This is a genomic window from Xanthomonas sp. NCPPB 1638, from assembly GCF_041475635.2.
Classification (GTDB): domain Bacteria; phylum Pseudomonadota; class Gammaproteobacteria; order Xanthomonadales; family Xanthomonadaceae; genus Xanthomonas; species Xanthomonas cucurbitae.
Window position 1 is genome coordinate 337,563 of the sequence record NZ_CM192984.1, and the last position, 12,628, is coordinate 350,190.

The window sequence follows — 12,628 nt, forward strand, 5'->3', positions numbered from 1 at the left end:
ACGGCGACCTGTATAACGACATCCGCAAGCCTCTTTTCTGAGCTGCCTACGCGGCAGTGAACCCGATTGCTGTGTTTCGGCGTCGATGATGCTATTTTCTGAGCTGCCTACGCGGCAGTGAACCGGACTTGTTACGCATGTCGGTGTCTCCGGTTTTTCTGAGCTGCCTACGCGGCAGTGAACCGATAGCGCCGAAGCCTACACAAGCCCACAATTTTCTGAGCTGCCTACGCGGCAGTGAACCGTGGACTACGCTCCAACGTCCATCACGCTTATTTCTGAGCTGCCTACGCGGCAGTGAACGTCGGTTGTGCGCGTCAGGTGCAGCACCTCATTTTCTGAGCTGCCTACGCGGCAGTGAACTTGGCCCTGACCGCACGCCGGCTAGGCGTCAATTTCTGAGCTGCCTACGCGGCAGTGAACTACATCTTCTGAAAACGAGAAACCCCGCACTATTTCTGAGCTGCCTACGCGGCAGTGAACCCGCTGCCCGAACTGACCGACCTGCGCGAACTTTTCTGAGCTGCCTACGCGGCAGTGAACCGTTCTTGCGAATTTTCATCCGGGTATCCAGATTTCTGAGCTGCCTACGCGGCAGTGAACCTATCGCCCTGTTACGCGAAGCCCTGAAACCATTTCTGAGCTGCCTACGCGGCAGTGAACTCAACGCGCACGCAAAGACAACCCCGCCACGCTTTCTGAGCTGCCTACGCGGCAGTGAACTTGGCGAGCCGATCAGGGAACGAAACCTGCTCTTTCTGAGCTGCCTACGCGGCAGTGAACTCATGCGTCGGAACTCCACGACACTACTTCACTTTCTGAGCTGCCTACGCGGCAGTGAACTGAAGCCTGACGGCCGCAATGGTGATGCATTCTTTCTGAGCTGCCTACGCGGCAGTGAACCTCAAGGCGGGGCTGTAGGTCGATGCGAGGTAGTTTCTGAGCTGCCTACGCGGCAGTGAACGTGGCGGCGGCGGTGGTGGCGTAGGCGGTGGTTTTCTGAGCTGCCTACGCGGCAGTGAACGTGCTGCAACCTGGCAAGAGCTACGACATTCATTTCTGAGCTGCCTACGCGGCAGTGAACCCCTGCCGTGGACGCTTAGCGGCCTGGTCATATTTCTGAGCTGCCTACGCGGCAGTGAACTACCGCATGCGCACTGGACGCTGCCAAGTTCTTTTCTGAGCTGCCTACGCGGCAGTGAACCGGCTATCTCTTTCATGCGTGCTTAGCCATTGTTTCTGAGCTGCCTACGCGGCAGTGAACTAGGGTTAGCGGCCGAACGTGAAGACCAACGCTTTCTGAGCTGCCTACGCGGCAGTGAACGTGAACACCATTCCAATGATCAAGGGCGGCCATTTCTGAGCTGCCTACGCGGCAGTGAACGCTTGAGCAGTTTCGCCCAGCCGTTGGCACAATTTCTGAGCTGCCTACGCGGCAGTGAACGGGCCATCGTGTCATGCGCGTGGTTCTGCGAATTTCTGAGCTGCCTACGCGGCAGTGAACAGCGATGACCGCGCTTTCATTCTGGAACATATTTTCTGAGCTGCCTACGCGGCAGTGAACCCGCAGACGCGCGCCTACTGTTGCACCTGCAATTTCTGAGCTGCCTACGCGGCAGTGAACGGACCCAAAGTGTTCACTTTCGCGCGGGGGTCTTTCTGAGCTGCCTACGCGGCAGTGAACCCGCAGACGCGCGCCTACTGTTGCACCTGCAATTTCTGAGCTGCCTACGCGGCAGTGAACGCTGTGCTGTGCGTCGTCGCCGTTATCATGTGTTTCTGAGCTGCCTACGCGGCAGTGAACCCGCACTGCGCACTCTGTTGCTGAGCCCATCTTTTCTGAGCTGCCTACGCGGCAGTGAACATAGCTTGCTCAATCGTTGCGGCTTCTTGATATTTCTGAGCTGCCTACGCGGCAGTGAACACCTCCCCGCACTAGCGGGTGCTTATGGTCCATTTCTGAGCTGCCTACGCGGCAGTGAACAGTGCGAGACCGGCAAGCGTGCGCGCTCCCTTTTTCTGAGCTGCCTACGCGGCAGTGAACCCGATCGGCAGGAAATGCGCATGCATAAGCAATTTCTGAGCTGCCTACGCGGCAGTGAACCCGTTCGCAAACTTGATCGGCGTTTTGTAGCTTTTCTGAGCTGCCTACGCGGCAGTGAACCGATGCAGTGATAGAGGACAAGCGGGCGTACATTTCTGAGCTGCCTACGCGGCAGTGAACCACTCGTTGCGCGCTATACCTGCCAGCGGCTGTTTCTGAGCTGCCTACGCGGCAGTGAACGAGCGCGCACGCTTGCCGGTCTCGCACTCGCGTTTCTGAGCTGCCTACGCGGCAGTGAACTACCGCATGCGCACTGGACGCTGCCAAGTTCTTTTCTGAGCTGCCTACGCGGCAGTGAACAAGTAATGAACAGTTCGATTATCGTCAAAGTGTTTCTGAGCTGCCTACGCGGCAGTGAACATGACTACGAACACCTGCGCGCTTTCGTCAACTTTCTGAGCTGCCTACGCGGCAGTGAACCCGATGACCGCGAGTTCATCATTGACGCAATGTTTCTGAGCTGCCTACGCGGCAGTGAACATAGCTGTTTAGCCGTAGCTCGCCGCCACGTTTTTTCTGAGCTGCCTACGCGGCAGTGAACCTGACTGGGCCGAAAATTACGGCTACGACTCTTTTCTGAGCTGCCTACGCGGCAGTGAACTGACCGGGCGAGCGTGGGCGCTTACGTAGCGTTTTCTGAGCTGCCTACGCGGCAGTGAACCCGTCTCGCGCTGAGAGCCAGCCGCGCGTCGTTTTCTGAGCTGCCTACGCGGCAGTGAACCAGCATGCGTACGGTTCGGCGGTGCTGCGCCTTTTCTGAGCTGCCTACGCGGCAGTGAACCTGAAGGTGGTCGGTCATGCGGGTTGCTCCGTTTTCTGAGCTGCCTACGCGGCAGTGAACGTCTCGCGAGGTTGCTGAAGTAGGTCTCGAGATTTCTGAGCTGCCTACGCGGCAGTGAACTGCTGTGCGATTTTGCTCATAGCGCTGTCTCCTTTCTGAGCTGCCTACGCGGCAGTGAACCCGCAGTACAGCGAAGCCGCGGTGATGTCGTTTTTCTGAGCTGCCTACGCGGCAGTGAACACGACTATGCGTCTGCGCGGTGCAATCGGTAATTTCTGAGCTGCCTACGCGGCAGTGAACTAGCTCGCCAGAGAATCCATCCCAATCACCGCTTTCTGAGCTGCCTACGCGGCAGTGAACGCGCCTCACGGCGATTGCGGCGGGCAGGCTGCTTTCTGAGCTGCCTACGCGGCAGTGAACCTTTGCCTTTGCGCGCTGCACACGCGCTGCGTTTTCTGAGCTGCCTACGCGGCAGTGAACCCGAATGCCGCGGTGATTGGGATGGATTCTCTTTTCTGAGCTGCCTACGCGGCAGTGAACCGGCCATCCCGGTTCCGTCGAATTTCTTTTTCTTTCTGAGCTGCCTACGCGGCAGTGAACCTGCGATAAGCTGATCATGTCGGTGCCTCGTTTTTCTGAGCTGCCTACGCGGCAGTGAACTGCGGTGCGCCCGCACGTCTGGGCCTGCACTTTTTCTGAGCTGCCTACGCGGCAGTGAACCCAACTCGCGCAGGTCGGTCAGTTCGGGCAGCTTTCTGAGCTGCCTACGCGGCAGTGAACAAGAGAAGGTTCTCTTCAATGCATTGATAAATAAGACAATACTGACGAAAAAGAGCAGGCACCCTTTCCTTCAGGGTGCCTGCTAAGTGACTGATTCTTAAGAAGGCCGCATGCTTACCGAAAAAAGGGTCAGAACCAGGGTACGGTCGCTTCCTGGCTCAGGCCATAGCTGCTGAAACTGCCGTCTTTGGGTTTAGGTAGTAGGGGGCCATGGCAGATGAAGAGCGGGAATGATGCTTGGCCGGTACTACGGCTGCCCAGCGTCACGAACGGGAGCCACAACTGTTCGGCTGTCGTGTCCGGGATGCGTTGGGTCGCTGTTTCGGCATCGATCCCGTGACGCCGCATGGCACGACGTCGCAGGCGCGATGGGCTGCTTTTGGCCTGAACCCGTGTGACCTGCCGGTAAGAGGGACTGGCCGCAACAGCAGTGATACTCGAGACCAGCAGGTGATCGCGCATGCCGTGCAGCCAGGGACTTGCCATCACTGTCTGCAAAGCGGCCTGTTGTCCGTGCAGACGCAGGTGGCTACCTAGAGTCGGTTTGCGTGCGTCATGGCCTGGAAAGCTGACTCCGATGTCCTGGCGTTGCTGTTGTGCCAATACTCGGTGCAGACGTGTGTACAAGCCACTGAGCAGTTGGTGCGGTGCCAACTCCGAGTCTGGACGAAGGTGAAGGTCCACGTAGTGGTCCATGGTCTCAGCCCGCATCGCCAAAGACGCCGCCACGAATCAGTGTTGCGATCACGAAGTGCTGCTGGTCCGGCTCCGGTTGCTTGTCCTTGAGTACCCAACCATCGAGCAGATTGTAGAAATCCTGCTTGGCCTTGGGTTGTCGGTAGGCTTTGCCTTGCGTGGTCACCGAGCCGTAGGGCTCTACGGCGATCGGACCATTTTTTTCGGCCTCCGGGTACCATGTGTCGATGGTGCGCAGTGCGTTGCCGATCTTCTGCGAATGGATCGCGGCCACTGCATTGTCGCCGTGGCCAACGGCATAGAGCGTCTTGCTCTTCTTGCTGCTGCCCTTGTCCAGAATGAGTTCCTGCGAGGGAAATACTTCCTGGCCCGCTCCCACACGCACGAACGCGGTGACTTGCAGCAGCAGGTGTGCACTGCCTGCCAGCGCAGTGGCGATCAGTGCGGAAAGTGCTGCCAGGTCCGCAGCTTCGGCGGGAGGCGCCTGCAAATCGCGCAATGAGTGGTCGTGCGCCTGAAACGTCCAGTGCGCGGCAGGCGCACCGTTCTTCAGATGTGCAACCTGTACCTCCACCTGCTCGGCACCAATCCGGTTGCGCCATAGAAAACGTCCGTTGGCCAGATTGGCCGCGTAGCGCCGCGCCAACGTGTCGAAGCCGTGCTGTTGCACGTAGCCAGCAACGGTGGCGGCCAGTTTGTTGCGGTAGTCGGTATCGTTGCAGGCCGAGGGCGTGCCGGTGCCACCAAGCACGCGCAGCGTAAATTGTACTTTTAGCGTATCTGCATCTAGCGGCAGTGCGGCTACGTCCACGGTCTGCAGGTTGGGATTTTCGATTTGCGCATCAAGCTTTGCAGGGTCTTGGTCTTTGGTCTTGAGTCGATTGGAAATCGTGCCACGCACGGATTTTTCGCGCAGCTTCACGGGTTGCCAGTCGGCGGGTGCCGCGCGTGCTGCCCAGGCGCCGGAAAACAGCAGCGCGTCGGAGGGGTCGAGCTTGCGCTCGAAGGCGAGAACGGAGGCGGTCTTGAGTTCGGTTGCCATGCTGGAATTCCTTGTCGTGAGGTCAGTCGAGAAAGTAGTTGAAATCAAGCGAGTCATCTTCAATGTGTGCCGCAGCGAAATCGTTGCGGCAGCGATACAACCCCCGATCCGGTTCGCTGCCGGGGTACCAGAGCAACTGCTGCGGCGTGTCCAGGCGGTGCGGGCTGATCCACTGGCCGAGCGAGTACAGGCTCTCGACGAAGCGGAATGCAGTGGTCGTGTCGCGCGCGTTGGCAATACTGTCCGGTGCCTGCAGTTCACCCAGGGCGCCATAGCCCACCGGAATCGGCACGGTCCAGCCACGCCCTGTGCGGTCATGGCGCCATCCGGGGGTGTCGTCCGGGGTGTCCTGGCCCTGGTGGTAGCGCCAGTTGACGCGTGCCAGCGACAGCCAGGCATCCAGCCCGGTGGCATCGGGAGCGGTGGCCCGCAGCTCGGCCAGGCGGGTGTCGAGCAGGTCGGCCCGTTCCACCAGCGCAAAGCCCGGCAGCAGACGCGTGCGTGCCTTGCGGAACTGCGCCGCGCGGTCGTCTTCGGTGCCAGTCAGATCCAGTGTCCACGGTTGATAGCGATGCCTCCAGGCGTCGGCCGGTGGCCGCAGGCTGCCACCGGCGATGCGCATGCCGGCGAGCAACCCGGCCACCGTCGCCGTTTCGGCCTGGTGTGCCTGCGGCTGGTCTTTCCAGCGTTGGCTGTTCACCGCCAGCACCAGACTCAGTTCCAGGTGGATACGGCCTTCTTCGACGATGGCGGCGGTCTTGCCATCCTCGTCGACCGGGTTGCGGGTCAGGTGAAACGCCTTGACGAAGCTGCTATCGGTGACCTGCTCCTGATGATCGTGGCAAACCGTGCCAATGGCCTGGAAGGTCAGCTCCAGGCCGGCGGCGTGAACCTTCCGTTGCAGCGCCCACATCACGCCCAGCAACGCAGTCATGGAGGGAAAGCCATGGGTCAGCGGGCTGGAAACGGCATTGGCGTTGTGGACGCGCAGATGCGGGATCACCAAGAGATGACTGAATGTCGGGCACTGGTTCATGGCCGGGCTCCGCCAGGCGCACGCCGTTGCAAGGGCACCGGCCAAGCCGCCTCGACGATGGCCTGTTTTGCCCAATGTCGGTACTCGCTGTCGCCGATACCCGTCAGCCCTGCCTTGCGCAGTTGTGCACTGATCCAGTTGGCAAAGCGGCCTGCCACCTGGTCTGGCCAGTCGCCAAACAGATAGGCCGCGTTGAACGCTTCGTCGTCCTGCGTCCATTGCCCATGTTGCGGATCGTGGCGGATCGGCAATTCGGTGCGCTCCGGGTCAAGCCACAATTGTTCGTCCAATGGCAGCATGCAGTCGGCATCACGGGTCCAGCCGGGTGCGAGGCTGGCCTGGGTTTGCGCAGCAAAGACGGTCAACTGTGCACCGAGCTCCTGCGCAATACGGTCACGGGTCTGGCGCGTCCTGTCGTTAGCGGGGGGAGCGCCACGCAGGAAGTCTGCAAGCGCCTTCATGATCGCGCGCACCTCCTTACCGTAGCCAAACCGCTCCATCGCCGACTCGCTCTTCAGCAGACTGCGTGGATGGTCATGCGCCCAGCTCGGCGGCAGCGAGGCCAGCAGGTAGTTCACGCCGCCGCGTTCGCTGTTGAGCTGGGAAATATTCTGCGGTTTGGTACCGCCGAGCTTGCGGGCGACCAAGTTGCGGTAATCGCGGTAGTCGTCGGCATGCGCTTGCCTGGCGCGGTGCGCCTGACGGGCCAGCTTATTGCGTTCGCCAAAACGGGCATCCTGGATATCGGCGTGCACCACCTGTGCCAGCGTGCTGGAGAACATTGGCTGCAACAGGTGGTAGTGCGTGTCGTCGGTCGGCTCTTCGCCGACAAGCCAGTAGACCTGCTTGGCCATCGCATGCGAACTCAGCTGCGGCTCGCTGCTGACAAGCGTGCCGAACGCCTGCATCCAGCCGGTGGCAACCTTGGTATCGGCATGCAGCGCAGCCCGCAGATCACTGTCGCCGGTCTGCATCCACGCCAACAGACCCTGGCCATCGACCTCGACCTTGAGGAACTTGAACACGTCCAGCGCAGCGGCATTGCCCACCACGTCCGGCGTATAGCCGCTGCCCAACAGGTGGCTGCCAACCTCGGCATGCCGCGGCAGGCTATCAGGTGGCACATGCAGGCTACTGCCACGCGCATCGGGGTGGGTGGCCTTGAGCACATGGGTGACGGCATGGATCTGCCCAACCCGACGCGCCGCATCGGCCAACCAGGTGGTGTAGTCGTATTTCGTCGCCGCGCCGGCCTCGTCTTTGCCGTCCTTCAGCTTGGCCAAGCGCCGGGCTTCGATAAAGTCGGCGATGGCGGAGCGGAAGCGTTGTGAACGCTCCGAGACTTCAGTCATATGGGAGTCCTTCCGTTGGCCCAAATTGGATCAGCCATGTAGACTCGCGCCCAGCAACTTGCTGGGCGGGAGATGGTCTGGGGGAAACGTAGTTCCCCTCAGACTCTTAAGAGCAGACGAACGCTATTCATCCTGCCTCCTTGGACTTTCAGGGCTGGTGCTAGCCAGCAAGGTGTCGAAACGGCCGGATCACCGCTCGCAACGGTGATCCGGTCTACATAGGCTAACTCGTGATTTTTGAATTGTCCATAGTTGCCGAAACTTCAACTGTCGAGAAGACAGCTCAGAAAATAGTGGCAGAGACTTCTACATGCACTGCCGCACAGGCAGCCCGGGCAGGGATGCCCTTATCGATTGCCGGCAAAGCCCAGCCATGGGTGATAGCGCCAGCCTTGTTGGCTGGCTGGCACCTCCACCGTTGCAAACTTCCGGGCGCATGCCTCCATCGGTAACTCAAGGCTCTCGGCCTGCTCGGTCAGAAGGTCTAGCAACCTGGCGTCCCCCCAATGACCGATCCCCGGGCTGGAGGCCAACGCGACGTCGTGGCGCTGGCTCTGTTCGATGCAGACATACAGGTCGCCGGCATACCGGTCGGTAGATGTCTCGACGCGGTGCAGCCGTAGCGTGTCGTCGTCATCCGGCAGGAACACCAGCGCGGTGTGGGGCTGGCTGTCGTTGCGGAAGGGCTGCTGTTGCGGCAGCACACCGGTCAAGGCCGCATCGGGGTATCTCCAGGCGGCAAAGGCATGATCGGGTTCCAATGCCGTGCCGGCTGCGCTCATCGGTAGCATGCAACGGGCGATGCGCGCCTGCTCCAGGTCCACCAGCCGCTCGCGTGGTGTCCATTGTGCGTAGTCGTCAGGGCGCGGTCGGATGCGCGGTATGGCACTGAGTATGCGGTAGTCTTCCTCACGCAGCAGTTCGCGCAGCCACGGCGTCTTCAACTGGAACTCCTTGCCGCTGCCCTCCTTTTCGAACCCGGGCCTGACGTAGGTGCAGCGGTCCTGCCCGCCGTGACGGAACTGGCGCAGGTTGGTATCGAAGATCAACACGTTTGGCGTATTGCTGACCTTGCCGCGATGGCGTTGCACGCGCCCGGCCAGCTGGATCAGCGAGCGCATGGAAGACGGTTCGGCCACCGCCCAGTCGGCATCCCAATCGCGGCCGACCTCGCACACCGGCGAGGCCAGCACCACGAAGATGTGCTGGCGTGCAGGGTGTGCGTCGATCAACGCACGAATGGTCGGCAGGTGGTAGACGCCACTGCCATCGCCGCGCCGGTTGAAGGCCTGGTCCAGCTGGTACTCGATGGCTGAGCGTTGTATCAGCGGAAAGCGCGCGTGGTAGACGCATAGGTGGATCTGGGTATCCTCCGGCGCACCGCCGGCATGCAATGCTCGCGCAACGTCGAATAGCGGCTCGATGTTGGCCATGCGCACCAGCCCGAAGCTGACACGCTTGCCGCTGACCGGGTCCACTTCGGCGTGCGCGTGATGCAGGCGCAGGCAGGCGTCGCGGACATGCGGCGCAAACTGCTCTGATCGCTGTGCGTCGGGTAGATTGCGTGGCAGCTCCAATGGCAACAGTTCGCCGCGCCGCAAGGCAGGTGACTTGGCGAGCGTGGCGATACGTTTATCGACGAAGCGCATATGCAGGTCGAGAAAGCCGCTACTGCCCGCACATGTGGCGGTCTGCACACCGAACTCGTCGCTCCACAGGCAGGCAACTTCGACGGCGGCGTCTGGCTGGCCGCCATTCTGCCCACGGTTGCGTCGGTACTGCTGGCGCCCTTCACGATAGGCCAGGTACATGCCGGTCACCAACGCTGGCGGCAGCGTGGCCGACGACAGCAGGACGCGCGTGCCCAGCATGCCTGCCGAGTGCATCAATCGGGTCAAGGCGGGCAGGTCGTCGAGCTGGTAGTCATCCAGTTCGTCCAGGATCAGGTCTGCACTCAGCAGGCGCAGCATCGGTGCGATCTGGCGCCCGGCACGAAGTGATTCGGTGGCCGGCACCATGTGATCCACGGTACACACCAGCATCGGTGCCGACAGTAGCTTGCCAATGCCAGGATCATGCAAGGCACGCGAGAGCAGCGGATGATCGGTTGTGATGCCTTCGTAGAATACGTGGCTGTCTTCTTCAAGCAGGTCCTGTACGGAAGCCGAGCCATGTGTATCGGCCTTGTGCTCGTAGAATTCGAACAACGCACGGCTGGCAGAGCCGCCGACATGGATGGCCAGTTCGTCCTCGTCCAGGTGCAGATCGGTACGGAAGCTGCGTCCGGTTTGCAGGGTCAGCGTGCGCAGTCCCAATGCATACGTGGCGCGTAGGCCCTGCTGCGGATCGGCCAATGCATACACGATGCGTGCATTGGCCAGCGTCTTGCCGCAGCCGGTGGAGGCCATGTTGACGATGAAGGCGCCATGCTCATGCGCTGCCTCGCGCATCGCGGTGGCCGCATCGAACGCTTTGTCCTGCCAGCTGAAGCGCGCATCGGCACTGCGTTTGCGCAGGCCGCGGTGATTTGCCAGTCGCGGTAGATGCCGCTCGAAGCCGGGAAGCGCATGGGCGATCAGTCCGGCATCGCGTGCGACGCCGAGCAAGTGTTCATCCAGTGGCTGCTTGAGACCCTCGCGGTCGGTGTTGGCGTAGAGCTGCGTCCTGCCATCCCCTTGCACGCGGCCTGGAGAATGCCGAGGCAGCGCAGAGTAGTAGTGGTCGGCCAACATCAGCGACAGACGCGCAAGATGCATGACGTAGGGATTGTCCAGCCAGTTGTCATCACGGCGCAGGCGCAGCGCGAGCAGGCGCTTTGCCAGCCGTGCGGCCTGGGCGCGCCATTTGGTCTCCATGACCGGCAATGCTCCGGCAGGCGTCCAGTACTCGAGTATCCGATCAGGTTCTGCCGGCTGCCGGATTTCGTTCCAGTCGTGCGCCACCCACTGCAAAGGTGTCTCCAGCCAAGCCTGGTTGAAACTCTTGGAACGCCTACCGAGCCGGGCCTGTTGACCATCGTCCTGCTGCACGGGAACGACCGGAAGCCGGTGGTGGGTGAGTATCAGCCAGGCGACGGCTGCGGCCAGTGGGGCCATGCCGACGAAGGGGTGGCGTGAGGCCGCATTGATGCCATCGCGCTGGTAGCGCTGGGTTCCTGTCCAGTCTGCTTCGGTGAAAGCGTCGGTGTCGGCCAGGCGCTGCAACCAGGTGGCATCGTCGTCGTTGCCGACGAAGGCCTGGAATAGCCGCAGCGACACCCATTCATGCCGATAGAGATTGCGCTCGCGCAAGTCGCCGCGCAGGCGTGCCTGGAAGGCGACACTGGCTTTACCCAGGTCGTGCAACAACCCGGCCAGCTGCGCGAGCAGACGGATATCTTCGGCGCGGTGCCAGTCATTCTCGTCTTCGCGGCGCAGGATGTTGCGCGTAGTGGTATTGGTGGGTACCGCGCCTTCTGCATTGAAGCGCCGCGCATCGCCCACGATCCAGAGCAACTCGGAATGGTCGCGGCCGCGAATCCAGTGGCAGGCGATGGCGCTGTTCTTACGCGCTGTCTTGCGCAGCAGTTTGCGTAATGTGACCAGCCCGGCCTCGGTGATTGGGGTCTGCCAGGTGCGGTCTCCGCGTCGTTCGGCGAACTGATCGAGGAGACGGCGCGTTTCGTTGAGTGCGCGCTTGTCGCACTGTGAGATCAGCAAGATGTTCACTGCGGAAGGCCCGGCTGCCTTGCGGCCGCGGTTTGCAGCGCAACGAACTTGAGCGTGTCCAGCATGAAATCCAGCGCATCGCTGCGGGCGAGCTGCGCAATGCATTCGCGCCGAAACGCCTGCTCGTCGTCGCCGCGCATCGCCGAGAGAAAGGCTTGCGGCAAGATGGTGGCATCCTTGACCAGATCGGCAATATCGAACACCAACCCACCTCTGCGCGTCTTGCCGTGCAACACGGCCAAACCATGTGGCAGACCCAATACCCAGCTGGCGGTAGCACCCAGCCCGTAGGCCAGATAGTTGCCATGATCGAGAAAGCGATTGGCTGGATCGCCGCCACTACCGCGCTTGGCGCGGGTGAAATCGCCGTAGCCCACGGTGTCGACCGCCAGTTTGAACAAGGCCTTGGTGAGCCTGGCCTCTTCGGTCAGCAGGGACGCATTGTCCTGTGCGTGTTCGATGTTGTGGCGTGTTCTGGTCAGCAGTGCCTCCAGCCTTGCAGCGTCGGGCGCGAAGCCGGCTTCCTTGAGTGCGCGTTGCTGCCATTGCTCGCCGATTCGCGTTGCGCGTGCCTGCTGGAACGCCTTGGCTGCGTTCAGACGCAGGCTGTCATCGAACCAGAACGACACCCAGGCCTGCAGATACTCGGTGGGGCGATACTCGCTCTGCGGGCAGAACCAGGCCACTTCCACATCCATCTCGTTGACCGTGAACAACGGTGTCCCACCGCCGCCACAAAACCCGACCAGCACACCGGCCTTGGCCAGCTCGCGCATCGCCGCCTGGGTGACGGAGGTTCCGGTGCCCAGCAGCACCGTTGTAGTGTTGGCGATGGGAATGTTCCAGTACAACGAGCGCTTGCCTGCATCGGTCACATATTCAACCCGTCCGCCATTGACCAGCACCCGGCAATGTTGCAGGTAGTAGATGTTTGCGCGCTTGGAATGCAGGATGGTCTTGAGGTCTGAAGCCGAGAGTTCGTCCATGCGCCTGGTCCACGTCCTGGGCAGCGTTCAAGGTCTTGACCTTCGATACTAGGGCGCTCTGCCTTGCCGGTGCAATGCATGGATCCGTGGTAACGGACCGGCCGCAGAGTCCTGGCCTGGCAAGCTGGACGCTTGCCTTCGCTG

General features: G+C 61.3%; 6 protein-coding genes and 1 CRISPR repeat array (1 of these 7 running past the window's edge). All 6 genes read right to left on the reverse strand.

Annotation, left to right across the window (positions count from 1 at the left end):
- Positions 1–3,665: a CRISPR direct-repeat array (repeat unit 28 nt; unit sequence TTTCTGAGCTGCCTACGCGGCAGTGAAC) (it extends 3,087 nt beyond the left edge of the window).
- Between the two features lie 129 nt (positions 3,666–3,794).
- Positions 3,795–4,361, reverse strand: a complete 567-nt coding sequence (gene cas6f / locus ACCQ13_RS01345) for a type I-F CRISPR-associated endoribonuclease Cas6/Csy4 (RefSeq protein ID WP_104602999.1) — start codon at positions 4,359–4,361, stop codon at positions 3,795–3,797.
- A 4-nt stretch (positions 4,362–4,365) separates the two neighbouring features.
- Positions 4,366–5,403: a type I-F CRISPR-associated protein Csy3 gene (gene csy3, locus ACCQ13_RS01350; RefSeq protein ID WP_104602916.1), complete on the reverse strand. Its 1,038-nt coding sequence runs from the start codon at positions 5,401–5,403 to the stop codon at positions 4,366–4,368.
- Positions 5,404–5,425: 22 nt separating this feature from the next.
- Positions 5,426–6,439: a type I-F CRISPR-associated protein Csy2 gene (gene csy2, locus ACCQ13_RS01355; RefSeq protein WP_159406493.1), complete on the reverse strand. Its 1,014-nt coding sequence runs from the start codon at positions 6,437–6,439 to the stop codon at positions 5,426–5,428.
- Positions 6,436–7,791, reverse strand: coding sequence for a type I-F CRISPR-associated protein Csy1 (gene csy1 / locus ACCQ13_RS01360; protein WP_104602918.1), 1,356 nt, complete (start codon positions 7,789–7,791; stop codon positions 6,436–6,438). Before csy1 ends, csy2 begins: the two co-directional genes overlap by 4 nt.
- 347 nt (positions 7,792–8,138) lie before the next feature.
- A complete protein-coding gene (gene cas3f, locus ACCQ13_RS01365; protein ID WP_104602919.1) occupies positions 8,139–11,498 on the reverse strand; it encodes a type I-F CRISPR-associated helicase Cas3f in 3,360 nt (1,119 codons plus the stop codon).
- Positions 11,495–12,484 carry a type I-F CRISPR-associated endonuclease Cas1f gene (cas1f, locus tag ACCQ13_RS01370; RefSeq protein WP_104602920.1) on the reverse strand — a complete coding sequence of 330 codons (990 nt, stop codon included), beginning with the start codon at positions 12,482–12,484 and terminating at the stop codon, positions 11,495–11,497. Before cas1f ends, cas3f begins: the two co-directional genes overlap by 4 nt.
- Positions 12,485–12,628 lie beyond the last annotated feature (144 nt).

Bases quoted from the DNA above. Each gene is read 5' to 3' on its own strand.
- csy3 (WP_104602916.1), bottom strand. From the start codon at position 5,403: ATGGCAACCGAACTCAAGACCGCCTCCGTTCTCGCCTTCGAGCGCAAG.
- csy2 (WP_159406493.1), bottom strand. From the start codon at position 6,439: ATGAACCAGTGCCCGACATTCAGTCATCTCTTGGTGATCCCGCATCTG.
- cas1f (WP_104602920.1), bottom strand. From the start codon at position 12,484: ATGGACGAACTCTCGGCTTCAGACCTCAAGACCATCCTGCATTCCAAG.
- csy1 (WP_104602918.1), bottom strand. From the start codon at position 7,791: ATGACTGAAGTCTCGGAGCGTTCACAACGCTTCCGCTCCGCCATCGCC.
- cas6f (WP_104602999.1), bottom strand. From the start codon at position 4,361: ATGGACCACTACGTGGACCTTCACCTTCGTCCAGACTCGGAGTTGGCA.